The following is a 26493-nucleotide window of genomic DNA, read 5'->3' on the forward strand; positions in this document are numbered from 1 at the left end:
ATTATTAAAGATTCAAAGTAGAAAACCCATACCAATTGTCATGGGTTTTCTATAGTACATTACTTATTTAGATGGCCCTCAAGTAATAGTCAATCTTTGACTTCATCCCCATTCATGCAAAAAACTTCATTACGGGCTCAAGCGTTTTACCATATTCAGTGAGTGAATACTCTACTTTCGGTGGGACTTGTGGGTACACAACCCGTTCGATTATATCTTGGTCCTCAAGCTTAAATATGGACAGCTTTAAAAGGTGCAGGATTAGGGGCATCTTTACAACATTATAATCCACTAATCGATGACAAAGTGAAAGAAGAATGGGATATACCAATCAACTGGAAATTAATTACCCAAATGCCGTTTTGTAATCCGATTTCTCTACCGGTAAAAAGGTATTTAGGCAAGTGACTTACCCCTATGTCATAAATTATAAACAGGAAACAACAAATGATTATGAGTTTTTCAAAATCAACCAAGAACTTTAACACAGCCTATATTATTTATAAAATTTGAAGCGATCTTCAACTAGTTTAATTTTAAGCTAAAGCTGTGGTAGATACATAAAGGGTACCTCGCTTAAAGTAACGGGTTCTCTTTACTGATAATCATTGATAAGTTTTGGTGGGGAATTTTGGAGATTTAATGTATGGTATTAGTATTCACCAAGGGGAATGATAACGAAAATTGTTAGCGGAGAAACAAAGCCGTTCATTTAAAGTGGGAATGAAAGGGGATTAAAAGTATGTTACTAAAAAAAAATTTGAATTTTTACAATTTATTGTTGTCTTTAGGCGCTTTTTATATGGGTGTGTCAATGCTTTTAGGAAGAGGAGTTTTCGATACATTCCCACCTGAGTGGATAGGTAAATTGCCATTTAATAGTTGGACGAGCCTAGCTTTATTTGGAATGATTATTTTTGGAATTGGAAATGCCTTTGCTTCCATTTGGGGTTTTATAAAGAAAGAAAAAATAATATTTATAATGACCTTCACTATGGGTGCTTTGCTTTTCTTCTGTACCATTATATCAACTAGGTTGGTGGGAGAATGGTACTTACCAACAGGACAATTTCTGATATTAAGCATCATCCAAATATTACTTGGATTAGTTGGCTTCGTTATTTCTTACTTCACTAACAGAGCTTTGGTCGAAGAATAAATCAATAGGCTTTATTAAAGGTTTTTATGTGCTTTTTTAAATCAACCAATAACTTTAACATAGCCATAATATAAAAGGGAAATCCGTAAATATAAAAGTCTGATACGATTTGACAGGTATCAGACTTTCACTTGCGATTCACTCCAACGGAATCTCAATCACTTGATCGTAAAAGGTCGTGATGGAATATCCCTCAATCTCTATCCCGATGGGGACAAAAGGTTCCTTTTCATCATCCGTTGATAGCTCGGTTTGATGATCGGTCGAGAAGAATCTCGGTTGCTCCAATTCGTTCAAACGGTGGGAATTCTCACTTGCTTTATACGTATGCCCCTCTTTATCTCTGTAATAGCCATCCCTCCTATTACCTGATGATCCTTGCCCATCTTTATCATAAAAATGAAAATGAAGCGTTTCATATTTCCGTTTTGGTTTGAGTTCTTCGGTCATCACGACTTCAGTAGGCTTACCGACCTTTATCGACTCGATGGAAATCCCACTCCCCAAATATTCAAATGTTTGTGGGAGCTCTTTTGAAGGGTCAATCGCGAAACGGGCTGAATCCTCTACAAAGAATGAAGCAGGACCCATATGAACACGGATTTCCTTTGGTTGATTGAAATATAGGGATTCAAATGTTGCCTCCGTTGAATTCCAGCCAGCTGCGCTTCCTCCGCTGCCACCCATTACTGGATAAACAAACTTTCCATCACTTTCGATACTGGCCATTTGAAGGTACTCCATGTTTTTCTCATCATTATCGTTCCGGTAGCGATAGGATAAGATTGTCGCAGTCGGGGCGATCATCACTTTATCGAATATAACAGGATTGCCTTCGATCTTCGTTTCCTTTTTAATCGCATATACGAGGGCTGGATGCTTCTTCACAGGAATGTCAAACTGCCATTTCCCTTCAATGAACTCATTGCTTCCCCCAGGAATCCCTTCAGAACCTTCTCCTTCTGATGATTGATTTATCATTTTCTCAAGCTTAGTAAGCTCCAGTTGAATCGTTCCTTCATCAGCGGACATCGGTAACGAGCTAAGCTCGCCTTTATACACATAATCCTTTTCCGAATAGAGGGCCGAACTACTATTGATGGGTGAAAACGTAGAATCATCTTCCTTGTCCCAATCTCGGTCTTGATTAGCAATTTTCAGCCCTTCAGTGAAATTGATGCCATATTTGTTCTCCTTCTTTACATCCTCCACTTCATAATAAATCAGCGTCTGGATGTCATCGGCCACCACATTCGTAATGGTCACCTTCACCCCATTACTTTCAGCCACAAGGTTCAACTTCTCTCCAAGCCCCTGCTGGATATAGCTTTCCACCTGCTCAGTTTGCTTGTTGGTTGAATCCTTCCACCAATCCATCACACTTTCAAAGCCATTCGTCGCTACCGCCGTCCCCATGAATACCAGTAAGAATAATGCGGCGGCCATGCCCATCATCACCCGAAGACGATGGTTGGGTATAAACGTGCGCCTGCCTTTTTGCGTGGTGGAAATCCTAGCACGAACCCCAGTCATGAAATCCTCCGGCACTACTATGCTATCATTTCCTGACTCAAGGCTCGCAATCACCTGTTTCAACCCGTTCATTTCCATTCGGCAGCCTTCACATTCCTGTATGTGTTCTTCCATCTCTTTTGTTCTCATCTCATCTAGAACGCCTTCCAGATAATCCAGTAAATCGGCTTGTACATCTTTACACTTCATCTGCGTCACCGCCTTCGATTATTTTTCTCAGCATCAAAAGTCCTCTATATATTCTGGATTTAACGGTCCCGACCGGCAGTTTAAAAATGGTGGCGATTTCCTTTTGCGAATAGCCTTGAAGGTACCGTAACATGATCATTTCCCGATACTTTTCATCCAGGCGGTCCAGGTCATCCAACATTTCCAACTCAGCCTGAAAGTGAGAAGCCGCCCCCATATCTTGTGAGAATTCCATTTCACTAGGCTTCCTTTTCCGGTAAATGGCCCGGCACTCATTGATGAATATCGAAGTGACCCATGATTCAAACGATCGGTCTTCCTTCAACTGACCGATTTTGGCATGCACCTTCATGATCGTATTGTGAAAAACATCCTCTACATCCTGATGGTTCTTCAGATACGACCACCCCAGTTTATAAAACTTTGATTGTCTAGTAGTAAACCAATCTATCACAGCGTTCATATCTTGCTTCTTTATTTTCTCCAGTACCTTATTTTCTGAAATCGATGTGATCACAAATGCTAGTCTCTCCTTTCCAATTTTCCCTTTTATAAGTAGAGCCTCTAACTATGGATAAAGTTCCCTCATTCATAAATTTTTTTCAACCTTGCCTCCATTTTATAGTAAAATAGTTCAATAATAAGGAAATAAGTAGGAGGTAAAGAGATGTTTATACATAAGATTGATGAAGAAGTTTCTTTGAAGATGCTAGAAATGAAGGATGCCAAGAAAATTTTCCAGCTAACGGACCTATCAAGAAATTATTTACGAGAATGGCTGCCATGGTTGGATAGGACAACCAAGATTGAGGATACACAAGCCTATATTCAACACTGCTTGAACGGGTTTGCTGATAATGCGAGCATGACAACGGTCATTTTATATCAGGGGGAAATTGCCGGGGTAGCCGGGTACAACCAGCTGAACTGGGCAAACAAAACAGCCTATATCGGATATTGGCTGGGAGAAGAATTTCAAGGGAATGGAGTGATGACCAAAGTGGCCAAGGCATTGACTGACTATGCTTTCAACGAGTTGCACCTGAATAAGGTGGAAATCAGGGCGGCGGTCGCGAATAAAAAAAGCCGGAGCATTCCCGAGCGATTGGGGTACGTAAATGAAGGCTGTATCAGACAAGCCGAATGGTTATATGACCATTATGTGGATCATATCGTGTATGGGATGTTGGCCGAAGAGTGGGAGAAGAAGAGGGTGTAAGTCACGTTATATCAGGAGGGGAAAATGGTGAATAGTACGAGTGAGAAACGACACATGAGGAAAATCAGGACTTTTATTTATCTGTCGATGGCCTTGCTTTTTTCGATGATTTTTATTTTGGTTAGTATGTTCCTTTTATATTTTCCTATGGTAAGTCTATTAGATTTTGCCTATTTCCCACCAAAACTCGCTATTGGATCTTTCTTGGCAGCGCTTGTATTTTCTATTTTAGCCATAAAAAATCCCTTTGGGAAGATATTGATAGCCGTGAATGTAGTTTTCATTCTCTTCATGATTTTTCAGGGAGTATAGTGGAGAAAAGCCTTCAATCGGCTTTCTTCCTCTTTCTTTAATAAACTGGAAAAACAGCTGGAAACGGGAGAAAGGAGTACATTTTCGTTCTCAATAACGAATTTTATCTTAAAACCTTGTCATATAACAGGATCGAACAGGGATTTGAAGCATATTTTTTGTTTATCGTCCCCTATATAGAAGGAAAAAACAGCAATGATATTTGTAACCGTTTTCCTGTTAATCCGTTGGGAATTATATGTTTAACCGCCCTCCACGATGGCTAAAGTATTAGTAGATTACTATTTTGGAGGAGGAGATTTTTTTGAATATCTATGAACAGCAAAAAAACGGACAACCGGGACAAACACAGTCCAAACAGCCTGGAATTGAATCAGAGATGAATCCACTTCCGATTCAACCAACGGACTATGTAGGAAGCGGTAAATTAAAAGATCAAGTCGCCTTGATTACAGGTGGAGATAGCGGGATCGGACGTGCGGTCGCCATCGCGTATGCAAAAGAAGGTGCCCATGTGGTCGTAAACTATTTGAACGAACATAGCGATGCAGAGGAAACGAAGAAACTGATTGAAGCGGAAGGCGTGCGATGCCTACTACTTCCTGCTGATGTTTCTGTGGAATCGAATTGTAAGGAATTAGTCCAGAAAACATTGGATGAATTCGGAAAGTTGGATATCCTCGTGAACAATGCAGCCGTGCAATATCCGACCGAGAAAATCGAAGATATTACGGGCGAGCAATGGGACAAAACGTTCCGCACCAATATCTATTCCGTATTTTACATGAGCAAATATGCGGTTCCACATATGAAACAAGGCAATTCGGTCATCAACACGACATCCATCAACCCTTATAGAGGACACGCGACATTGATGGATTACACTGCGACAAAAGGTGCAATCGTCGGATTCACTCGAAGCCTCGCACAGAATGTGGCAAGTAAAGGAATCCGTGTCAACATGGTAGCGCCAGGCCCAATCTGGACTCCACTTATTCCAGCGACATTCGATGAAAAATCCGTAGCTGAATTCGGCACCGAGGCACCACTCGGCCGCCCAGGTCAACCAGCCGACCACGCCGGAGCCTACGTTTTACTCGCATCGAATGAAGGTGCCTACATTACAGGACAATGCATTCATATCAATGGCGGAATTACGATGTCATCTTAATCCCAGGATTCAAAAACGACCGGGGCACAAAGCCTTCGGTCGTTTTTTCAAGGAGCACTTTTAATTAACTATTTTTTTCTCGATTTCACGAATGTAAGCATTCAAAATACCAATTTGCTCCTCTAATTTTTTCTTATGCTGAAACAAAATTTCTTTAGTATCTATATCTTCTTGTTCTAAATGTATGGTTGACATGCTTGCTCGTATCTCTTCAATCGACATGCCTAGATTTCGGAAACATCTTATTAAATTAAGGATTTCTATGTCTTTATCATCGAATATACGATGTTCTTGTTTATTTCTTTTAATAGGAGGAAGTACGTTTATCTTTTCATAATATCGAATAGTGCTTGAAGGAACCTGAGCTAAACGGCTAGCTTCTTGAATGGAATACAAAATGCTTCCTCCTTGACTTAAAGTATGGTTTAACCTTTAAGGTAAATACTATCAAACAAAAAGGAGAATGTATAATGAAAAATATCTTAGTAGTAGTCACTAATGTTTCTAAATATCCAAATCAGGAACGTGCAACAGGATTATGGTTGGGAGAAGCCGTTCACTTCGTGGACGAGGTGGAAAAAGAAGGCTATAAAATCGATTACGTTAGTCCTAAAGGTGGGTTTACACCGATTGATCCACACAGCTTGGAAGCCGATCAAATGACTGAATTGGATTGGAAATATTATTCAAACAATGAATTCTTAACGAAACTAGGCACTACTTTATCGGCAGATGAGATTAATCCTAAAGATTATGATGCCATTTATTATACAGGTGGGCACGGGGTAATGTGGGATTTCCCTGAAGATGAAAAGTTACAAAGTATCGCTAGTGCAATCCATGAGAATGGCGGGATCGTCTCAGCTGTATGCCATGGTTCTGTAGGCTTATTAAATATTAAAAATGCGGCAGGTAACTATTTAATTGCTGACAAAAAGGTTGTAGGCTTTGCAAATACGGAAGAAATCGCACTTGGACTAGACAAAACGGTTCCATTCTTAACAGAAGATGAGCTTGTCAATAGAGGAGCCAATTACGTGAAGGGCGATGACTGGGCAGCATTTGCTGTAGCTGATAATCGCGTTGTCACTGGACAAAATCCAGCATCAGGCGCGGCCGTTGCGAAAAAGGTCATAGAACTATTAAAATCCGCACAATAATAGTAGGGTATTCGAATCCAACTGCATCACGTCCCTGTGTCAGCTACTATTCTGACAACTGACTAGGTGTATTGCATTTTCTATAAAAGAAGAAGTAACCAGATGGAACATGGTTGCTTCTTCTTTTTTTATTGGATGTAGAGATTGCTTGTTCAAGGTTGTTGTTTGTCCAAATTAAATTACATTTACCTTCTAAATAAATCCTTCGTTTTTAAGAGCTTGAACGCCTTTTAAGTAGTTCTCCTTAGGGCGGGATACATGCTATTTTGTTAGATCTCAACTCAGCCCTACTATTTAAAGCACACACACTACTCTGCATTTTAACAAACATGACTTTTTTCGAAAATCTTCGAGATATTGCACTCATATTTATAGTATGATAAATATGGTTATTTTTGTATGTTTAGGTAAATTATATAAAATACGGCCAAAATGAAGGCTAATGCTCGCCTTTGGTATTTACACAAGAAATGGACAAGTAGTACCTTATTTACCTAATTCGGTATTTACCCAAACACTGTACTAGTCTGATAACTAAAACAAAGAAAACAGCTTGGCTGATTTTATGCATGTTTATGCATCTATACTTTTTATTTTTGTTCTTAATAACGACCATAAATTTAATGTGTTCGTTATTTTTACTATATTAATATAATAAAAGGTGCATTTTCAGTGATTATTACGCATTATGGGGGGTTTTTGGCGATATTGGACTCATCAACAAGGATTTGGTCTCTTTTGTTGATGAGTTTTTTGCTATTTTTCGAGAATCCTTCTCCATATCGGCCCATTTCGATGGTTTATCGGTCAAGTTGCAGCTTTTATCGGTCAATTTCAGTATTTTATCGGTCAAATCCCACTATTTATCGGTCAAACGCCGCCCCCAAAGCTCCATCAACACAGAAAAACCCCCGGATGCAGATGCACCCGGGGGTAGGTCGTCATTTAGTTTTAACGATTTGCGACATGATTTCGTACGAACGAACACGTGCTTCGTGATCGTAAATATGTGAGCAGACCATGATCTCGTCCACTTGCGTTTCATCCAAAAATGCTTGTAGTTCATGGCTGATTTTAGTAGAATCGCCGATGAATGTGTACTCCAACATCTGATTGACGGCGGCTTTTTCGTATGGACTCCAGTACGTATCCAGGTTATCGACAGGCGGTTTCAGCAGTTCCTGCCCTCCCCTGATCACGTTTAGGAAGAACAATTTCAGGGATGTTGCTAAGCGTTCGGCTTCTTCAGTAGTATCGGCTGCCACTACATTCACGCAGGCGATTGCATAGGGTTCCTTTAACTGTTCAGATGGTTGGAAGGAATCTTTATAGAGCTTTAGCGCGTCCTTTAAATACGATGGAGCAAAGTGGCTCGCAAACGCATATGGCAAGCCCATCATGCCGGCAAGTCTTGCACTGAATAGACTCGATCCGAGTATCCATAGAGGGACATTCGTGCCTTCTCCAGGAAACGCCCGGACTGGACCGGATTTATTCGTGCTTAAATAGTTTTGCAGCTCGACTATATTGGAAGGAAAGTCTTCCCCGGAGCCACCGACATTCCGTCGTAGGGCCCGTGCTGTTATTTGATCCGTTCCCGGTGCTCGTCCCAAGCCTAAATCAATTCTCCCCGGATAAAGTGATTCCAGCGTTCCGAATTGTTCCGCGACCACTAGCGGTACATGGTTCGGTAGCATGATTCCTCCAGAACCGACTCTGATTTTGGTTGTACCGCCGGCGATATAACCGATTAATAGCGAAGTGGCCGAACTTGCGACACCTGGGCTATTATGGTGCTCTGCCAACCAATATCGTTCGTAGCCAAAGTCCTCTACTTTTCTAGCCAGAGCGAGTCCATTGTGAAAGGAATCCGCAGGCACTTTTCCTTGTAAAACCGTCACTAAATCCAAAACGGATAAAGAAAGGTCTTGAAGTTGTTTATTCGTGTTTTTCATGTGTGTTATCCCTTCTTCCAACAATTTCATTTCAACATATCTAAATATGTAGATATGATATGGTAAAAAAATAGGCAGAGTTTCCGCGAAATTCTACCTATAACTCTTTTTTGATGAACTCCCCTAATTCCTTGATGACTTGCTCATTACGGCGATAATAGGTCCACTTACCAATCCGTTTGGATTCCAAGAGCCCTGCCTTTTGCATCATATCAAGGTAACTGGAGATGACCGATTGTGCGAGACCCGATTTTTCCTGGATACTCCCGACGCACACGCCATCATTGAACTGTCCATCATGTTGTTGATGAATAAAGTTTTCTTCAGGATTTTTTAACCACTGTAAGATTAACTGTCTTTTTTCATTAGATAATGCTTTAAAAATGAGTAAATGATCCATGGGTTCATTATATCTATTTAAGTAGATATGTCAATCAGGCGGATTGGCCCACTTTTTTGCCCGCTTATCGATCTCTTGTATATACTTGTTCTTTCCTTCTATGTATTCAGCCCTCTCATTCGGGAACACCTTCGCTAACCTTTTCTTGAGTTGGCTGTACTTATGCGCTTCTTCTGGATGGGCAATCATATAATCCCTGAATCGTACGTGACGGATAATTTCTTCATTGCCGCGTTGAAAGACATGAACATGATGAGTCCTCTTGTCCCCACCTTTCACGAAAAAACGTCGATGGGCGATTCCATACTCACCCATGGCTTCATACCCGATCCTATCCATATCCGCATTATACTCATCCACTCGATTCAACCACTTCACTTCAACCACCATATCGATGACCGGTTTGGCATGAATTGTAGGGATGGCTGTACTCCCAATATGATGGATGTTCAAAATATCGTTCACAAAGATCTTTAGTAACTTTTCGCATTCATCCTGAAACATGTGCGGCCACTTCTCCTGATGAGAGACAACCTCCACTTTCCTCATACGAACCACCTTCTTCTTACACGATTTCTCTTAATCGATTTATTACCGCACTCACCTCTTTCGCTCCGCTTCATTCATTCACACTAGCACTATACTCTTATGTTATATATTCTTGACCGACCGATAAAAACCCTTTCTATTATCCAATATAAGGAATTAGCCAAGTGCCATCCTCCCCACTTCTTGATCATACACACAAAGTGATATGGTTCTTTTTACCATTTTCGTGATATAGTTTAGTAATCATAATCGATCGACTGGGGGAGTCATTGTGGCAAAAAATACATCCGAGAAAGTAGTGTGGTGGCGCTTTTCCTTACTGTTCATCCTATTTTCTTCACTGTGGTTCTTTCTTTTCTATTGGATCAACAGACAGATACATGATACGGGAGATGTCCTGTTTTACGGAACGCCCGCTAGTTCCTATTGGGTATATTTCATATGTGCAGTCGTATATGGCCTCACCACGTGGGGAATCTATTTTACGATGAAACAAGGGATCCATGAAAAATCCTTTCAGTCATTCAAAAAGGGCGCTCAATTTATTATGACATTAGCAGGATTGCCCCTCCTTCTTTCTTTGCCCTTTCTTTATTTAGGCGTGACACATGCCCTCGTAGTAAGTGAGGAAAAGATTCAGTTTTCATCGTTCTGGAGTTTGAAAGAAACCGAGTATTCCTGGGAAAAAGATGTACAAGGCGTTGCCATCGACTATTCCATTACCACCACCACGAAGATTCCCCACAAACGTCATTTTAATGGTAGGTACATCATTTACTTTAAAGATGGGAAGAAAATCGATATGTGGGAAGGCATTTTGGAAGGAAATCTTCCTACGATCAAGAAGATAGATGAAATGATTCAAAAGAAGCAAATCCCTTTTGCGGTTCAACGAAAGCCATCTGCAGAAGAAATAGACGAATTCTTTAACAATAAAGACACTGAATTCATCAATGACCTTTATTCAAGGTGAAATTTCACATATTTTAAAAAGCCCGAATTGATTAATGGGAGTCAATTCGGTCACACCAGGTAAGTTTCCGCGTCAGTAGGCACCTTCATGCAAATCTTTAACCAGAAGCTTAAATAAACGATTCCTCTAAAAAGGAATCGTCCAGCCTTTTCTTATTGACAAATGATCGTCACTTATAATCACGTGACCAATTAATAACGGGATCCTGAATACTCGGTTCATAATAAATTCCTGTGTACTCCTTCTCCTTGCCCGTGATTCTATTGGTCCGTGTCACAGTGTATTCTCCTTTATCGTAATTCTTCGTCCGATAAAATTTACGCACCTTAAATCCTTTATCTGGACCAATCAGTGTACTTCCCCCTCCGTACTCCCTCGGCTCATTTAAGCTTTCGGCCACAACACTTTCAATATCTAGAGGTGCTCCCTCAATCTTTACATCCGTATGATACACCCCATTCATTTTCTTCTTCACTTCTCCTGACGGCACGGATGCCACTTCAACCGTCTTATCCGTATGTTCCGAAAAGGATTTCGTGACGTTATATGTATACAAAACATGCATGGGATTGCTCTTCACCTTTTTTGCTAGCGGAGGAGTCACGGATATCATAATGACAATGGCTACAAGCAGGGTCAGTACAATAATGATTTTTCTTTTCCTTTTCATAATTTCTCCTTCTTTAAACGCTTTGGTTTATTAGGACCCACTACCAAAGTAGCAAACACTAAAACCACAAGAAAAAGTATACACCCCAAACTCGTGTTATTTTCTGTAAAAAACGCATTCGGGACAAGCTGTGCACCTATCAGGATATTCAAGATATAGGTCGATAAAAACCCGGCGTAAGCGATGCAACGCAAATAGGATCCATATAACACCCTTTTTTGTATCGTTTTGTTATGTTTTCTAAGCAGTAATAACTGTTGAAGCTGCATGGCAAATCCGCATGTGAATGCGATGACCAAAATCCCGGTGATAAGATAATCCATCCCCTCACTCATGATGCACCTCCCCCTACTTCGTTTTCTTTGCTCCCTTTCTTATCACTATTATCTGCCCATAGCCACATCATAAAGGTATAAAATGTAACGTAAAACAACGAATCAAATAAGTTTTCCATCCAATGGAATTCGTGCTCCTCTTTATAATCCCAATATACCTTCATAGCAAAAATGCCAATAAAGAACAGGGTGAATTTCAAGTAAGCATGTTTTCTTATATAAGTCATCCAATTCTCCTATCCATCACAATCTGTGACCCCATTATATACGATTCGAACATGAAAAAGTTTCTAAATAAGGAATAAAATTGAATGATAACACAAAAAAAAGACCGCCTAACCGGCAGTCCCTTCATCATTTTACATCCGTAAATCCGTATTCTTCAAAAATCTTCATGGCCTCTTCCGTTTGAAGATAATCATAGAATAACTGGGCTTCTTTTGGATGTGAACTATCCTTGATCACACCTGCTGGATAGATGATCGGGTCATGTAAATCTTCCCCAGCCGTTGTGACGATATCCACTTTCGATGAAGTCAGCGCATCCGTTTTATACACCATGCCTGCATCGACATTCTCCGTTTCCACATATGTAAGCACTTGGCGAACATCTTTGGCATAGATTACGTTCTTTTCAACCTCTTCCCAAAGGCCGCTGTTTTTCAGCGTTTGCAACGCATACTGACCTGCGGGAACGGATTCAGGAGTACCAATTGATAGTTTCGTAGCTTTCGTAACATCTTTCAACGTTTTGATTCCTTTATCCGATTCCTTTGAAACCACCAACACAAGCTCATTGCCGACTAGGTCGGTGCCTTGTTTGTCATCGATAAGCCCCTCATCGACTAACGTATCGAATTTATCTTCTGCCGCTGAGAAAAACAGGTCGACAGGCGCTCCTTTGGAAATTTGTTGTTGTAGTGCTCCTGACGCTCCAAAATTAAAGTTCACATTCACATCTGGCGTTTCTTTTTCAAAGCTTGCTTTAATGTCGTTCAAGGCATCCTGCAAACTTGCAGCTGCCGAAATGGTCAAATCGACTTGCTTCGTTGCTTCCTTTTTTTTCGTTTCGGTGTTTTCATCCGATGAACATCCAGCCCCGATTACCATGACAAATAGAATCGAGATGATAAGATATAATTTCTTCAAAACCGATCTCCCTTTCTATCTAGTTATAATTAGATATAACTAGTTATAACTTATTATAATAAGAAAAAGGATGAAATGTAATACTTACTTTTCCCCTCTTGGAATTTATTTATGTAAGCCACTAGGATACAATAAAGTTGGAGGGATGCACATCATGTCGAAAGAGCTATCCTATACGATTGAAGAAGTGTCACACTTATTAAAGGTATCCAAACTAACGATCTATGATTTGGTTAAAAAAGGCGAGCTCCCTGTCTTCCGGGTCGGCAGGCAGATGAGAATGGATGCAAAAGACTTGGACGACTACATTCAGGGTCATAAGTCCCCATCCACCACAGCTCCGGTTACCGAAAATCAAAAAGCGCAATCGAAGGAATCACATAACCTTGTCATAAGCGGACAGGATATGGTGCTAGATATTCTTGGTCAATATATCGAAAAGGATTCCCCTTATAAAACGCTACGGTCCAACACCGGCAGTTTGAACGGTCTGATCTCGATGTATAACGGCGAAGCGGATATCGCCAGCATGCATATGTTTGACGGAGATACAGGAGAATATAACCTGCCTTACATAAAGAAAATCTTGGTTGGATATCCCTATATGTTAATCAACCTTGTTTCAAGGAAAGCAGGTTTTTACGTCCAAAAGGGCAACCCGCTCCATCTCCACACATGGTCTGACTTGAATCAGGACTTGACGATCATCAATCGGGAAAGAGGGTCCGGCGCCCGTATCCTCCTTGATGAGCAGCTTAGACTCCATCAGATATCCGCTCAAAGCCTTAAGGGCTATGAACACGAAGAAACCAATCATCTGAGTGTAGCCTCGGCTGTCTCGGCAGGGTTGGCGGATGTTGGGATTGGTATCGAAAAGGCGGCCAAAATCGTCGGGGTGGACTTCGTTCCATTAATAACCGAACGGTACGATTTGGTCATTCTAAAGACGCCGAAAACTGACCAGCTCCTCACGATTGTTAAGGAGATATTAACATCGAAACCCTTTCAGTCCGAAATCAACGCATTGGGTGATTACGACATATCCAGGACGGGTTCGGTCATTTGTGAAACATTTTAAACGGGGAGGACTCTTTGAGGAGCCTTCCCGTTTGGCATGCCTTCAAATCACTCATAATTTTTCCTCTGTAAAAGCAGGCTTGATGACGAAGGATAGTGAATATAGTAGGAAACACTATTTCTTTTATAGGAGGCTTTGAACGTGAATGTTCTAGGAAAATACAAAGAATTCCCCCATGCTCTTCAAGCATTGACTAAATTAGATCAAGATTTACAAAAGGAGGGATACAGCTTATTCGATCAGTTATCCCTATTCTTACAAGATGATGATTATTCCTACGATGTCACGCCCTATGATGTCATCCCATTCGCAAGCATTGGGGCTGATGGGATTCACTATGGATTCCTCACCGATTTTGGCAGGGTGCAACATTTAGACGAGGCCTTCATCGTTTGCGTGAGCCCCATGAATTTCGGAAATCACGTAAAAATCATAGCCAGAAATCTTGCAGAATTCATAGATGTAATTCTGACCTTGAATGATGCCTCGGTGATCGAAAACCTATTAGGTTATTCAAACATAGAAGAATATCAGGAATTTTTGGATTGGATCACTAAAGAAGCAACTGCGGATCCGGAGTTTTCAGCGCAAAGTGCCTACGTCTGCAACAGGATCCAACAAGAACTCAACCGTAAACCCCTTGATGATTTATACGAATATGTCGAAGTCACTGTACGTGATCAAAGAAAAAAAGTGGCCTCCCTCCCTACTTTTGATACATTAGGGGTTGTAAGCGATGACCGTCCTAATCAGGAGACGTTTTCCATGAACAGAGATTCAACGATCAATCTAAAAGACTTGGGGAATTTTTTTGATAGAAGTGATGAGGCAACCAAATTAGCAACCATCCGAAACTTGCAATACTTCTACCTCATACAGGAAGACGATGAATTGAAAGAATGTGTGAAAACCGAAATGCTGAAGATGGGGTTGACGGATGAAGTGAACAGGATGGACATGACATGATAAGTGAGGCGTTCCCATGGTTTTAATAATGGATGAACTACATGAAACCTGCTTCTACATTATCAGAAACTATTAAAACGATGAACGAAAGCGCTAAACGGAAGGCCGAAAAAGGAATGTATGTGAAGATCATTTCAAACTGACCATCGTCTCCCCCTCTGATTCAAATCAATAGAAAAAGCATGTTTTGAAACCGATTAAAACATGCCCTTCTATCATTTATTGTTCTTTCAAAATAGGCTGCCTACCTGTTAGCCCATGAAAAAACTCTGGATGGAAACCAAGAAAACAAAGAAAGCAATCCCGATGCTCAGGTGTCCCTTAAAGCCTTTTTTGTCTTTTTGGAGTTCGGCGATCCCTGTCACCAGTATAAGCGCCCCTAAGAAAAACATATAATACGGCATTAATTCGGTTTCCGTTTTTAGACTATAAGTGGCTAGACTAATAACAATGGCTGCTAAGATGATTTTAACTACTTTCAAGGAATTAATTCCTCCTATTTATGTATGATTTCTTAATCATACCATTTATCATCTTTTCATTTATGAGGACATTGAACGTTTCTTTAGTTTACTGACGTGCTGGGGCCAAATGAAAAAGGCTGCCGCAGCAACCTTCTCCAAAATACTAGCCTCTATTTACATTCAGCCATTCTTCATTATTCCATTCAGCAGGCATGCCGCCTAAACGCGGGAATTCCATTGTCGCGTCATTCGATTGGACAAAAGCTAGTAATTTAATGTCCTCCAGTAAAAATCGCCAAGCGTTTGTTTGAACGATATCCAACAATCGATAAGCAACTTCCGGTTCCTTATTTGCGAATAAGTCGTAATTCTTAAACACCAAGACCATCCCTCTTCCTTCTGGGGCCATATCTAATAAACAGTCATGAAAGGCATCCAAATTCTTTCCGTAATAATCAGGAAAGTGGAGTATCGATGCCAAGTCATTATGGTAACTTTCCAAATCCCACTTTGAACAATCCATTACATGGATTTCGAAACCTTCACGAGAAATATCTGAAATATATGCATCCAATAATTCTGTCCTCTGAAATAGCTTAACAGCACCATTTAAAAGAAGACTTTTCCAAAGTTCCACGGTCATCACCTCGCTAAAGAATCAATAAAATTAAAAGAACAAACGAATGGGCGGTGGGTATCCTGCTTCGGGTAAAAAATAAGCAACGAACGTGAAAAAAGTGATCAATACAGAAAAGAATAGAATGCATATCGAGATGGCACCATATGATTTCTTCGCCAGTAAATAGGCGCTGATCAATAAACTGACAAACCCAATCAGCAAGCCAGTAGCAGCACCTATATAGACATGCAGGTTAGAAAGAACTCCGGTGAAAAAATCGATGAGAAATACGGTTTCCAGTATGATGGCAAGCACCAGTATAACTCTTAATTTCCGCTCTGGTATTTCCGTAGTTTTTATTTTAACCGCTCCCTTCCCTTGGCCATTCCGCCTATTCCCTCCGAAGGAATAACCATTATTTCAAAACTGCTTCCTAAATGTAACCACAGTTGTATAATATAGAGAAGACATAAAATTCCACTTGAGAGGAGGGCACATTATGGTTGGCACAATAACCGTTGTCATGATATTCTCTATTCCTATTATAGCGATTGTGACAAACCATTTTCAGGAACAAGCGAAAATTAAGCATAAAATGCTTAAAGACGAAATAGAACTCGAAAAACTCAAACACGAAAACTATCTGATAGAAACAGAGAAGTTGAGGATTGAACTCGATCAAATGAAGCTTCATTCTCCTGCCGATGAATCCAAAACTCTCTAATCTTTTTCCGCTTAGAAACAGAGGTCAACATGGACGTTCATTTCTTCCACCACGATACACTTCAACCTCCGCTTTTTTCATGAAACGGTCCCATTACTTTTGATAATAAATACCACTTCTATAGGCACAAGGAAGGTCATATCTTAGTTAAAAACCACCAGGGAAAATTCACCCTATAAAAAATGAATTATTTTACAAACTTTTAAGGCTTTTGTAGTTATATTATAGTAGAATTATCACGAGGTGGGAAAGCATCATGAGCAAATCAAATTATAAAAAAGTATTTATTTCTCTTTTATGTCTAACTGTGGTTTTGGGCTTGTCCGGATTGGCTATTAAACTGTTGAAAAATAAGCATACAGTTTCCGCTTATTCCATAGATGAAAATTATCCGGATGCGGATATTCAAACGGATGTTAACGATTATACAAAAGGTGGATTTTCAGTAAGCAGGCCGATATTCCATCAAGAGTCAATCGATGAGCAGCTAGAATCCTATATTCATAAAGAAATAAAGGAGTATCAAAAGAAATGGAAGGCTGTCGATGGAGAAGCTTCTTCTGAGTTGAACATCACTTATGAAATCCTTCATTTCAGCAAACAGACCATCACGATTTCCTTCGATAAATATCAACAAATTGCAGGTAAAAAACAATCGGAATATAACATTTTCACATATGATATTCCCTCTCAAGAAATCCTCTCTTTAGATGACATTTTTTATTCTGATACTGATTATTTATCGGTCTTATCCGACATTGCCTTTGAAGAGTTAAGTGATAAGAAAGACAAAACACTTACCGAAGACATGATCAAGAAAATGACAGATCCGAAAATGGACAATTTTGATTCATTTTCCGTATTGAAAAACACGCTGGTTTTCTATATGAAACCGAAAAAAGACGGAGATTCATCCACCATACAATCCATCGCTATCAAAAAAGAGTTATTCAAAGATAGCTTGCTAGATACATATCAAAACAAGGACATGAATCAAGATCGCGTGAAGGAAAGGCAGCCCAAGCATATTGTCGCCAAGCTTCCTCCAAAGAATGATTGGATCGATCCATCCCAAAAGGTGATCGCCCTCACATTCGATGACGGACCTCATCCGGACAATACCATGGCCATCCTGAAGTCCTTGAACAAACATCAAGCCCATGCGACCTTCTTCGTATTAGGAAGCCGTGTCGAGCACTATCCAGAGGTCTTGCAAAAAATGATTGCACAAGGAAATGAAATCGGGAACCATTCCTGGGATCATCCGCAACTGACACGCCTAAACAAGAAAAAGATCAAGAGTCAAATTAACAAAACACAACTTGCCGTCCTAAAAGCCAGTGGTTACGAGCCATCCCTTATCCGTCCGCCATATGGTGCAATAAACGATAAGGTCCGCAAACATATAGGCGATATGGATGTCGCACTCTGGGAAATAGACCCGGAAGACTGGAAGCTCCGGAACAAGAAGAAAGTGGTCCGCAAAGTCATGAACAAAGTGGAAGACGGGAAGATCATCCTCATGCACGACATTTACAAAACCAGCGCCCAAGCGGCTGACGAAATCATAAAACAGCTGGACCAGCAAGGCTACCAACTCGTTACCGTATCCGAACTTGAAAAAGTAAAGCAAGACCGTAAACGATATGGAATCAAAGTAAAAGAATAAATGTGAAGAGCCTGTTTTGTCATCAAAACAGGCTCTTTTCCATTCCTAATCCGTTAAAAAAGGCCTGTGATTATATCTCACAGGCCCGCTTTTCTATATAATCAACCAAGATCCACATTGTGATAAACTTGTTGAACGTCTTCTAAGTCCTCTAATGCATCAATCATTTTTTCGAATTGCTCTTGTGCATCAGCAGGAAGTGTTAGGTCATTTTGTGCAAGCATGGTAAGCTCGGCAACCGTGAACTCCGTAATGCCTACATCTTTGAATGCTCGTTGTACAGCATGGAATTGATCAGGTTCCGCATACACGATAACCGAATCTTCTTCATCGATGATATCACGAACATCAACGTCCGCTTCCATCAATAATTCTAGTACTTCTTCGGAATTCTTTCCTTCTATCCCGAAAACGGCCGTGGCATCGAACATATAGGCAACAGATCCGCTGACCCCCATGTTTCCTCCATTTTTACCGAAAGCGGCACGTACATCAGAAGCAGTACGGTTAACGTTGTTTGTCAGTGCGTCCACAATCACCATGGATCCATTAGGTCCGAAGCCTTCATAGCGAAGTTCATCATAGTTCTCTTCAGAACCACCTTTTGCCTTCTCGATTGCACGGTCAATGATCGCTCTTGGTACATTGTACGTTTTCGCACGTTCCAATACGACACGTAAAGCCTGATTCGATTCCGGATCAGGTTCACCTTGTTTGGCTACCACATAAATTTCACGTCCGAATTTTGCATAAATACGGCTAGTATTTGCATCTTTAGACGCTTTTTTTTCCTTGATATTATTCCACTTACGACCCATTATATTCCACTCTCTTTCATCATTGGATAAACAAAAATCGATTGATATGGTAAATTCCATTACCATTTTTCCATAGATCCACGAGTGAATCTACAAATTATATTCTAGTAAAAATATCACATACCGTCACTCGCTTATATTATACATCAATTGCATTAATTTGAAAAAGTCCTACACACTATGAATTTTCCACTAGAAAAAGTATCAGGTCTGCCTTCTGTTTCTTATCCCTACAGTAATCATGGCCAGAATCAGGAAGACCGTCCCTATACTCACGCCGATAAGCATGGGGTATTCCGAAACACTCCTTAACGCTAACCCCAAAAAAATGCTGGAACTGAATAAAAGCAAACAGATCGAGGTGTAATTTTTCAAAAGAATCGCCCCTTTTCCACTATTATACAATAAGACAAACCGGCAGAAGACGTAGTATAGTAAAAAAAAGAAAGTCGAGGTGCGTCATGACCGAAATTATTATCGGAATACCTGGAGTGTGGAAGAACCGCACGGAATTGATTCAGGCGGTGGCTACGCAAAGCGATGGATACCTGTTGGCTGGACACGTTTTGCATAACAAAGAAAAGAATATTACATTTCCTATCGAAGTGTATGAGTATGAACCTCATTTGAAAGAGGCCTTCGATTATGCCAGTAAAGGGGCATTTCCTGAAAGTCTGTTGACCGAAATCGATCATCATACCTTCACGGTCTATATCATTGCGGAAGTATCTGACTTTGAGGCCGTCATAAACCTGATTGATGCTGGGTCGGCCTTGCTTAAAGCTGGCGGCATGGCTGTGAAAATCGAAACGTCGGGCATGGCTCATACGAAGGAAGCCTGGCAAACTTTACAGAAGAACCCGGATATCATCCCGGTTTATGCCCACTTTGTCACCATCATCGGCGAGGACGACCACTATGGTTCATTCGGAATGAAGGCTTTTGGCCTCCCAGATGTCGTCACGCCAAACACGATGAGCCCAAAAGATGCGGTGACATTACTGAGCACCTTCAACTTTTATAACCTTGGGGAAAGACCTACCTTCACAAATGGCCAGGATTTCCGGATAAAATCGGATGCCCCCACCTTTACATTGACTAGCCGTCAAGACTTCAGGTACGAGGAAGACCATCCTTTTTACAACCCGTATGGATTGTGGAGTTTAGAAAAATAAATGTGTTATACCATATAACGATCAGGAAGCCACTTATACAGAATAGGTGGCTTTTTCATAAATTTTTCTCCATGTTCCTTCAAGGTGATTCCCCGTCTAATCTCTGCTTTTCACTTTACTTCCAACCTATTAAATTCAGGTCCTAAAATACATACTAAGGAAAATTTCCTACTATATTGACAGAAACTCTTCTTATAATGATATAATTTTATTTTGTAAATGTTTAATTAAGCAAGATAAAAAGTATAGGAGATAATTAAATGAACCAACCATTATTAAAACAAAATAAACAACCATCATTTCCAAATGAACAAAGGAAACCTTTAATTAATATTGAAAGGAAATTCAGACCCGAAATCGAGGGGTTACGTGTTATTGCTGCACTACTAGTAGCGGTGTATCATATATGGCTTAACCGTGTTTCTGGAGGGGTGGATGTATTCTTTGTCATTTCAGGTTTTCTAATTACAACTTCCATTATCTCCACAATAAACCGAACAGGTAAATTTAGTTTTCGGGCATATATTACAAAATTAGCAAAAAGATTGCTTCCTTCCGTATTTTGCATTCTCGGAATTGTTCTGATTTTAAGTTGGTTTTTACTACCAGATTCAATTTTAAGTAAAACTATACGCGAAGTATTTGCCTCCATGTTTTTCTATCAAAATTGGCAACTCGCTTTTTCTAGCACAGATTATTTAGATGCCAGTCAAATGAAATCACCCGTTGAACACTTTTGGGCTTTGTCTATACAAGGACAGTTTTATCTGATTTGGTTTTTAGTGTTTACTTTAATTTTATTTATAATAAAAAAATATAAATTAACTAAAGTTAAAACATTAATTAATACGATTTTAGGAGTATTATTTGTTTCTTCCTTTATATACTCTATATATTTAACCGCTGTCGATCAACCTTGGGCTTATTTCATAACAATGACACGTGTATGGGAATTTTCTTTAGGTAGTTTGCTCTGTGTCAATTTATCATCAATTAAGATAAACAAATATATTGCTACAATTATAGGTTGGTTAGGACTAATCGGTTTAGTTTTAACTGGAATAGTTTTCAACGTTTCTGAAATGTTTCCAGGGTATGTTGCCATCTGGCCAATGACTTGCGCCTTATTCATTGTTCTGTCTGGTACACGTGAGACAAAATACGGTATCAAACGCTTTTTAGGTTCACCTCTAATGGTGAAGCTAGGAGGGATATCTTTTGGAATCTATTTGTGGCATTGGGTAATATTGGAATTTTATCGTTATAATGTCCAAGAAACTCCAGGGGTAGTCGTTGGACTTCTAATTATTATTTCTTCTGTCGCGCTTTCATTTTTAATGACACGATATATTGAAGCACCCCTTCGAAGCTCGTCTAACAATAAATATGCATTTTCAAGACTTGCGATACTCGGTAGTATAAATATACTCTTAATTGGTTCTCTTTTGACACAAATGTATATAGACCAATCTAAGCCCCAAAAGGTAATGGATACAAAGAATTATCCAGGAGCCTTAGCTGTAAATAACCCTGATGATGTCCCTGACGAAGACCCATTACCTGCCCTTTCCGATGTATTTAATGATCTACCGAAAGCACATTTGGATGGCAGTAACCAAGGGTTAAAGGAAAGTGACCTAAAAGTCGGAGAATACGGCGAAACTGAAAATTACGATGCTACAATCGCGCTGGTGGGTAGTTCCCATTCGGAACATTGGTTAGGTGCCCTATTAAAAGCAACGAAAAATGAGAATTATCGTATATTAAATATCACTCGTTCAGGTACACGATTCTCAACAGGTTACTCGGATGACGATTTGAAAGGCATCTGGGTCAATAATGCTTTAAACTATCTAAAAAATGAAGATGTGGATCTAATCGTATCCCAAGCTACGGCTGCTGATACGTCTAACGAAAAAATACAACAACAAATGATTGATCAGCTACAGTTTGTTAAAGATGAATATGACATTGAAGTATTGGCTATTCGTGATAGCCCAAGATATAGTTTTAATGTGTTGGAATCATTAGAAACAGCTGGACTTGAAGAAACCATAAAAAAAATGAATAAAACAGATAATCAGAAAGACGAAAGCTTTTGGAAGCAATTCGAAAGTGAGAACCAATCATTGAATAAAATGGATTTAACCAATTACTTTAAAATAGACGGTAAATATCAGCCTATTATAGGAAACATCGTCATTCATCGCGATGATAGACATTTAACGAATTCTTACTCTGAAAGTTTCGCGCCTATATTCAAAGAAAAAATCAACAGTATACTCAAGAATAATTGAAAAGAAATAGGGATAATAAACTGGAGATTTCAGTTTTTATCCCTATTTCTTTTTTTAATGGCCAATAGGAATTAGGGGCATAGTTTAAATTCCCAGCCACCTCCCTCAAATTCTTGTTTCGGAAGGAATACATATATGAATCATCATATTCACCACAACTAACCTAATAATCCTTACTTATAAACCCATGCTTTTCCACTAATTGTTTTGTTTCAAGCATAGGAAATATATCACCTTCCTTCGGCATAAAAATCCCCCTCAGAATTCAGTAGTTTCCTTTACCGGTCTTCTAATTGTGCCGTGAAATGACGAACATGTTCACCCATTTCCTTATAGCGCGTCCAATGAAGATAATGATGGCCTTCTAAGACCACGAGTTCATTTAAAGGGTTCTCCCCCAATTGCTCTTGATAAAACGTTTCATTCGATTTACCATCTTCTGTTACCTTATCTCTTTTGGCAGCAAAGATCAGGAGCGGCATGTTTGAAGGGAAGGACATCTCCTTCGTCTTGTTCACATTCTCCTCTATCGCATTTGCTTCATCGACAATATTTCGGTTGTACACTTTCCAAGCCGTAATCGTTTTGGTCATGTCTAGATTTTCTTCTGAATATATACCCTCATCCGCAATCGGCAGGACATTTTCCGCGCTCACGTAAGAAGCTATTCGTGCCAATCCAGTGGGTGCAACATACTTCAAATAGGCAGGCATGCTAGGAGCAGGCTCCTCAAAATACTCCAATGCCTTCGGTAACGTGAAATCCACTCCGATAATGGCCTTGATCTCGTTTGGATATTCATGGGCATAGTACATGCTATAGATTCCGGATAGGGAGTGGGGCATCAATATGTATGGACCTTCTATCTTTGATTTTTTCAGGGCCGTTCGTATTTCCTCCACGACGTTTTCCACGGTCCTCTCCTTATTCGTCAGCTCACTCCAACCATAGCCAAATGGCTCCACTACGACGATTTTATTATCCTTTGCCATCTCGTCAATCAATGGTTCGTAATCCAAGACAGGCGCCGCCGTTCCTAAACCGCTTAATAGAACAATCGTATGCTCCCCCTCGCCTTTGGCATACACATGCATCTCCTTTCCATCCACTTCCACCATTTGCCCCCATACCGGGTGTTTCTTTTGTTCATAGGCCTTCATGACCGTATGGAAAGCGACCCAAGCCAAGGATATGGCCACAACAAATAATAGGATTGACCGCATGACCCTGAGCGTCCTATTTCTCTTTTTCATGTTCATCCCCTTTCCCTTCTATATAAATGACGCTCCAGGTTCGGAAAAGGATACAGGATAATTTGTTAAGTTATGGATGTTCTCGCCACACAGGGTAAATTCCGGCTCGATTTCCTCATGAATCATAGTCGTTCTGGTTATAGTAAAAAAGAATATAACGGAGGAGGTTTTATGCATGGAACGTTCTGAGGAATTTGTTAAGAAAATCAAGGAACAGCAAAAAAAAGAAGCGGATAATAAACGCCGTCAGGGGAACGGACACCCAGAGAAAAGGTTGCCGAACAAACAGCATTGATCAAAGAGCCAAACAAAAAGAGCCAGAGGAGATCATACATTGATCTCCTCTGGCTCTTTTTTCCTGTTTCAATATTGCTGATATCCGCCGCCTTGGCCCATGCCGCCATGCATCGGGTATGGATGAAAGGCTCCTCCATGTCCGCCCATGCCACCTGGCATCTGCATGGGAAAGCTATTCTGTCCGCCATAACCGTGGTGCATCGGAAATCCTCCTGGAAAGCCCATTCCCGGATGACCACCCATGCCACCAAACATCGGATACCCAACTGGTTGACCAAACCCTCCTGGAACACCATATCCTCCAACTCCCAGGAATCCCCCGAAGTTTCCATATCCGCCAAAGTTCTGTCTTGTGTAGTACATCTCTGTCACTCCTCATCTAGGTTACAGTCTAGAATATGATGAATAGACAGAAGCGTGCTCAAAAATTCCAGGCGTCATATTGTCTTTAATAACAGTTTCTTCAACAGCGGGGTAAAGTGCTCTGGCAATTCAGATACAGTGGGAACCATCAGCCTTTCTTTGCCATAGATGTTTTTCATCGTCAGTTCTTCGCTTTCCTCTATGCTTCCATCCGCTAGAAACATGCCAATGACATCGATTCCCTTTTTACGTGCTTCGGATACGGCAAGATGCGTATCGACGATCCCATTCTGGTCGTAATGTGCAGCAGCCGGTTCGCCATCGGAGAAGACGAGCAGAAAGCGATTCTTCTCCCGCCTTCTTTCCAATTCCTTAGTGGCGACGCGGATGCTGTAACCGTCCCGATTATCTTCCTCAGGTTCAAGCTGCATGATCTTCGCGCCGGCATTCTGGTAAAGAGAATCGGAATGGGAGTGAATCACATGAAAATAGTTCGGTTGGTACCCTTCTTTCACATCATTGGCGTCTTCCCAAAATCCGACGATTGAATGGGGGATTTTCAATTTCTTCAGCACTTCATGAAAGAGGACAATGCCACGCTTCGTTTCATCCATTTTATTGTGCATCGAGGCCGAGCAATCGACAAGAAGTGTGAACACGGCATCGATTTCCTTGGACTCCTGGTTCTTTTTATAAAAGACCCTCGGGTTTTCATCCAGTACGAGTGGCAGCAACTTCTTGGATAACCTTCCGAACGCCAAATCTCTTCTTGGTGCATTCTTCTTATTTTCAAGCGTCTTTTCGATGGTGCTGGAAAGCTTCCGCTTGAAAGGTTCGATGTCAGCCACGAACTCTCGATACCGTTTTTCCTCATCGATTGTTGACGCCCTCGCCTTTTTGGTTATCATGACGGCATCTTTATTATCCTCGCCAAACGGATAATCTCCGTTCTTCCCGGCATTCGTTTGCTTTTTCTCGAGTGTCTCCTGTTGCTTGTAGTCCTTTTCTTTACTTTCACCGGAAGAGCCTTGAATCGAGGCCAACGCCTGGTCAGCATCTTCCGCTTCCCGTGCACCGCCACCCAGCATGCTCGTTTTCGTCCCCTGCTCCAATTCAAACTGAAGGAAGGTGGAAGGGTTCTCGCCATTCTTATTCTCCCGGTGCCATGTCGAGAACTTTTCATCGATGAACTCGCTATTCTCTTCATCCACATCTTCTGTGTCATCATTCGCTAACTCATCGTTTCGCGTCAGTTCATCGAAAAGCGTGTTGGCTGTATACTGTTCCACATTCGCGACCGGGAAGATGAAATACTCATTCATGCTATCTTGATACTCTTCATTCAAACGGAAGACGATTTGTTCGCAAATTCTTGTGATATCACTCGTTTTCCTTGCTTCAAACACCATATAAATCAACGGTTTGATTTTTTCCAATGCCTCCACCTGGCGTCCGTTGGCTCGTGGAAAAATCGGATCCGGACGATCGGAATGAAGCAGTAAATAAATCAGGCAGAACAGTTCATCAAGTGCAAAGCTCCTCGTTACGTTCGCAGCCGATTGCGTTTCAAAGTATTGCGTAAGATACGCCTCGCGTATAGAAAACCACTTCTTTGTTCCCGGGCGCTCTTTTTTGATCAATTCTTCAAGTCGTACATCTTCGAATAAGGTAAACAGCTCTGCCGAAAACTTTGGAAGCCCGCTTTCCTCGATGACTTCCCGATAGGACTGTAAATCCTTCACGCTCGAATGATGAAGGGTCCCAATCGTCCTGAGAAGGACATCCGTCTTCAATCCTGCAGCCTTTACCTCTTGGTTGCCGTTTTCCCAAAAATGACTCGCCGTGACTTTACTGTTTACAGAATCAAGGAAAGATCCATAGTTGTATTCAAATTCCAGTTCTGGAATACCGGATAAAACCGTCGATAAATCCTGAAGCTGCAAAAAAAGCGCCGTATCAATAATTGAATCGTTGAATCGAATATACTTCATGCGGC

29 protein-coding genes and 1 pseudogene are annotated in these 26493 nt (G+C 40.7%); 12 read left to right on the top strand and 18 right to left on the bottom strand.

Annotated elements, in window-relative coordinates; genetic code table 11:
• Positions 1-102: 102 nt before the first annotated feature.
• Positions 103-229, bottom strand: a pseudogene (locus AC503W_RS17175) (winged helix-turn-helix transcriptional regulator); the annotation flags it as partial.
• A gap of 513 nt (positions 230-742) precedes the next feature.
• Between AC503W_RS17175 and AC503W_RS17180 the strand changes: the two are divergent.
• Entirely contained in the window at positions 743-1159 is a 417-nt protein-coding gene (locus AC503W_RS17180) for a hypothetical protein (RefSeq protein WP_494915197.1), read from the top strand.
• A gap of 138 nt (positions 1160-1297) precedes the next feature.
• On the opposite strand, the gene AC503W_RS17185 is transcribed toward AC503W_RS17180, so the two are convergent.
• Positions 1298-2881, bottom strand: a complete 1584-nt coding sequence (locus AC503W_RS17185; protein ID WP_494915198.1) for a DUF4179 domain-containing protein — start codon at positions 2879-2881, stop codon at positions 1298-1300.
• Positions 2871-3398: an RNA polymerase sigma factor gene (locus AC503W_RS17190; protein ID WP_407407491.1), complete on the bottom strand. Its 528-nt coding sequence runs from the start codon at positions 3396-3398 to the stop codon at positions 2871-2873. Before AC503W_RS17190 ends, AC503W_RS17185 begins: the two co-directional genes overlap by 11 nt.
• A 150-nt stretch (positions 3399-3548) precedes the next feature.
• On the opposite strand from AC503W_RS17190, the gene AC503W_RS17195 reads away from it, so the two are divergent.
• Entirely contained in the window at positions 3549-4100 is a 552-nt protein-coding gene (locus AC503W_RS17195; protein WP_427687728.1) for a GNAT family N-acetyltransferase, read from the top strand.
• A gap of 616 nt (positions 4101-4716) precedes the next feature.
• A complete protein-coding gene (locus AC503W_RS17200) occupies positions 4717-5583 on the top strand; it encodes an SDR family oxidoreductase (RefSeq protein ID WP_402957193.1) in 867 nt (288 codons plus the stop codon).
• Between the two features lie 60 nt (positions 5584-5643).
• Here AC503W_RS17200 and AC503W_RS17205 read toward each other — a convergent pair whose 3' ends face one another.
• The gene (locus tag AC503W_RS17205; protein WP_403080368.1) at positions 5644-5979 is read right to left on the bottom strand and encodes a MerR family transcriptional regulator; all 336 of its coding nucleotides are present in this window, start codon (positions 5977-5979) and stop codon (positions 5644-5646) included.
• Positions 5980-6053: 74 nt separating this feature from the next.
• Here AC503W_RS17205 and AC503W_RS17210 point away from each other — a divergent pair, with 74 nt between their 5' ends.
• A complete protein-coding gene (locus AC503W_RS17210; protein WP_494915201.1) occupies positions 6054-6743 on the top strand; it encodes a type 1 glutamine amidotransferase domain-containing protein in 690 nt (229 codons plus the stop codon).
• A gap of 941 nt (positions 6744-7684) precedes the next feature.
• Here AC503W_RS17210 and AC503W_RS17215 read toward each other — a convergent pair.
• The 3 genes from AC503W_RS17215 to AC503W_RS17225 all read right to left on the bottom strand — a co-directional run bounded on the left by AC503W_RS17215 (position 7685) and on the right by AC503W_RS17225 (position 9647).
• A complete protein-coding gene (locus tag AC503W_RS17215) occupies positions 7685-8698 on the bottom strand; it encodes an LLM class flavin-dependent oxidoreductase (RefSeq protein ID WP_427687734.1) in 1014 nt (337 codons plus the stop codon).
• A gap of 97 nt (positions 8699-8795) precedes the next feature.
• Positions 8796-9098, bottom strand: a complete 303-nt coding sequence (locus AC503W_RS17220; RefSeq protein WP_402874996.1) for an ArsR/SmtB family transcription factor — start codon at positions 9096-9098, stop codon at positions 8796-8798.
• A 30-nt stretch (positions 9099-9128) separates the two neighbouring features.
• Positions 9129-9647, bottom strand: a complete 519-nt coding sequence (locus AC503W_RS17225; RefSeq protein WP_427687736.1) for a GrpB family protein — start codon at positions 9645-9647, stop codon at positions 9129-9131.
• Positions 9648-9918: 271 nt separating this feature from the next.
• Between AC503W_RS17225 and AC503W_RS17230 the strand changes: the two genes are divergently transcribed.
• Positions 9919-10620, top strand: coding sequence for a hypothetical protein (locus AC503W_RS17230; RefSeq protein ID WP_494915203.1), 702 nt, complete (start codon positions 9919-9921; stop codon positions 10618-10620).
• 169 nt (positions 10621-10789) lie between these two features.
• On the opposite strand, the gene AC503W_RS17235 is transcribed toward AC503W_RS17230, so the two are convergent.
• From AC503W_RS17235 to modA, 4 genes are all read right to left on the bottom strand, one after another.
• Complete coding sequence (locus AC503W_RS17235) at positions 10790-11290, bottom strand: hypothetical protein (protein ID WP_494915204.1); 501 nt, start codon at positions 11288-11290, stop codon at positions 10790-10792.
• On the bottom strand, positions 11287-11625 hold the full coding sequence (locus tag AC503W_RS17240; RefSeq protein ID WP_494915206.1) for a hypothetical protein: 339 nt from the start codon (positions 11623-11625) through the stop codon (positions 11287-11289). The genes AC503W_RS17235 and AC503W_RS17240 overlap by 4 nt, the downstream gene beginning before the upstream one ends.
• Positions 11622-11852, bottom strand: a complete 231-nt coding sequence (locus tag AC503W_RS17245; protein WP_494915207.1) for a hypothetical protein — start codon at positions 11850-11852, stop codon at positions 11622-11624. Before AC503W_RS17245 ends, AC503W_RS17240 begins: the two co-directional genes overlap by 4 nt.
• Before the next feature lie 127 nt (positions 11853-11979).
• The gene (modA, locus tag AC503W_RS17250; protein WP_494915208.1) at positions 11980-12774 is read right to left on the bottom strand and encodes a molybdate ABC transporter substrate-binding protein; all 795 of its coding nucleotides are present in this window, start codon (positions 12772-12774) and stop codon (positions 11980-11982) included.
• 154 nt (positions 12775-12928) lie between these two features.
• Between modA and AC503W_RS17255 the strand changes: the two genes are divergently transcribed.
• Both AC503W_RS17255 and AC503W_RS17260 read left to right on the top strand, forming a co-directional pair.
• Complete coding sequence (locus tag AC503W_RS17255; protein WP_494915210.1) at positions 12929-13852, top strand: helix-turn-helix transcriptional regulator; 924 nt, start codon at positions 12929-12931, stop codon at positions 13850-13852.
• A gap of 141 nt (positions 13853-13993) precedes the next feature.
• A complete protein-coding gene (locus AC503W_RS17260) occupies positions 13994-14818 on the top strand; it encodes a hypothetical protein (RefSeq protein ID WP_494915211.1) in 825 nt (274 codons plus the stop codon).
• Positions 14819-15069: 251 nt separating this feature from the next.
• On the opposite strand, the gene AC503W_RS17265 is transcribed toward AC503W_RS17260, so the two are convergent.
• From AC503W_RS17265 to AC503W_RS17275, 3 genes are all read right to left on the bottom strand, one after another.
• Positions 15070-15300, bottom strand: a complete 231-nt coding sequence (locus tag AC503W_RS17265; protein ID WP_494915213.1) for a DUF3953 domain-containing protein — start codon at positions 15298-15300, stop codon at positions 15070-15072.
• Between the two features lie 145 nt (positions 15301-15445).
• On the bottom strand, positions 15446-15919 hold the full coding sequence (locus tag AC503W_RS17270) for a barstar family protein (protein ID WP_494915214.1): 474 nt from the start codon (positions 15917-15919) through the stop codon (positions 15446-15448).
• Between the two features lie 30 nt (positions 15920-15949).
• On the bottom strand, positions 15950-16216 hold the full coding sequence (locus AC503W_RS17275) for a hypothetical protein (RefSeq protein ID WP_494915215.1): 267 nt from the start codon (positions 16214-16216) through the stop codon (positions 15950-15952).
• Positions 16217-16400: 184 nt separating this feature from the next.
• Between AC503W_RS17275 and AC503W_RS17280 the strand changes: the two genes are divergently transcribed.
• Positions 16401-16625, top strand: coding sequence for a hypothetical protein (locus AC503W_RS17280; protein WP_402875029.1), 225 nt, complete (start codon positions 16401-16403; stop codon positions 16623-16625).
• 256 nt (positions 16626-16881) lie between these two features.
• Positions 16882-18294, top strand: coding sequence for a polysaccharide deacetylase family protein (locus AC503W_RS17285; protein WP_494915217.1), 1413 nt, complete (start codon positions 16882-16884; stop codon positions 18292-18294).
• Between the two features lie 101 nt (positions 18295-18395).
• Here AC503W_RS17285 and AC503W_RS17290 read toward each other — a convergent pair whose 3' ends face one another.
• Positions 18396-19112, bottom strand: a complete 717-nt coding sequence (locus tag AC503W_RS17290) for a YebC/PmpR family DNA-binding transcriptional regulator (RefSeq protein ID WP_427651159.1) — start codon at positions 19110-19112, stop codon at positions 18396-18398.
• Between the two features lie 461 nt (positions 19113-19573).
• Between AC503W_RS17290 and AC503W_RS17295 the strand changes: the two genes are divergently transcribed.
• Together AC503W_RS17295 and AC503W_RS17300 are read left to right on the top strand one after the other, a co-directional pair.
• On the top strand, positions 19574-20287 hold the full coding sequence (locus AC503W_RS17295; RefSeq protein WP_427687762.1) for a DUF4261 domain-containing protein: 714 nt from the start codon (positions 19574-19576) through the stop codon (positions 20285-20287).
• 260 nt (positions 20288-20547) lie between these two features.
• Positions 20548-22584 carry an acyltransferase family protein gene (locus AC503W_RS17300; protein ID WP_427687764.1) on the top strand — a complete coding sequence of 679 codons (2037 nt, stop codon included), beginning with the start codon at positions 20548-20550 and terminating at the stop codon, positions 22582-22584.
• A 278-nt stretch (positions 22585-22862) separates the two neighbouring features.
• On the opposite strand, the gene AC503W_RS17305 is transcribed toward AC503W_RS17300, so the two are convergent.
• Positions 22863-23837: an alpha/beta fold hydrolase gene (locus AC503W_RS17305; RefSeq protein WP_427687766.1), complete on the bottom strand. Its 975-nt coding sequence runs from the start codon at positions 23835-23837 to the stop codon at positions 22863-22865.
• A 175-nt stretch (positions 23838-24012) separates the two neighbouring features.
• Here AC503W_RS17305 and AC503W_RS17310 point away from each other — a divergent pair, with 175 nt between their 5' ends.
• Positions 24013-24132, top strand: a complete 120-nt coding sequence (locus tag AC503W_RS17310) for a DUF4023 family protein (RefSeq protein WP_427687767.1) — start codon at positions 24013-24015, stop codon at positions 24130-24132.
• Positions 24133-24200: 68 nt separating this feature from the next.
• Here AC503W_RS17310 and AC503W_RS17315 read toward each other — a convergent pair whose 3' ends face one another.
• Positions 24201-24497, bottom strand: a complete 297-nt coding sequence (locus tag AC503W_RS17315; protein WP_494915220.1) for a spore coat protein — start codon at positions 24495-24497, stop codon at positions 24201-24203.
• 74 nt (positions 24498-24571) lie between these two features.
• Positions 24572-26488: a vWA domain-containing protein gene (locus tag AC503W_RS17320; protein WP_427687769.1), complete on the bottom strand. Its 1917-nt coding sequence runs from the start codon at positions 26486-26488 to the stop codon at positions 24572-24574.
• Positions 26489-26493 lie beyond the last annotated feature (5 nt).

This window comes from Peribacillus suis (assembly GCF_059384845.1).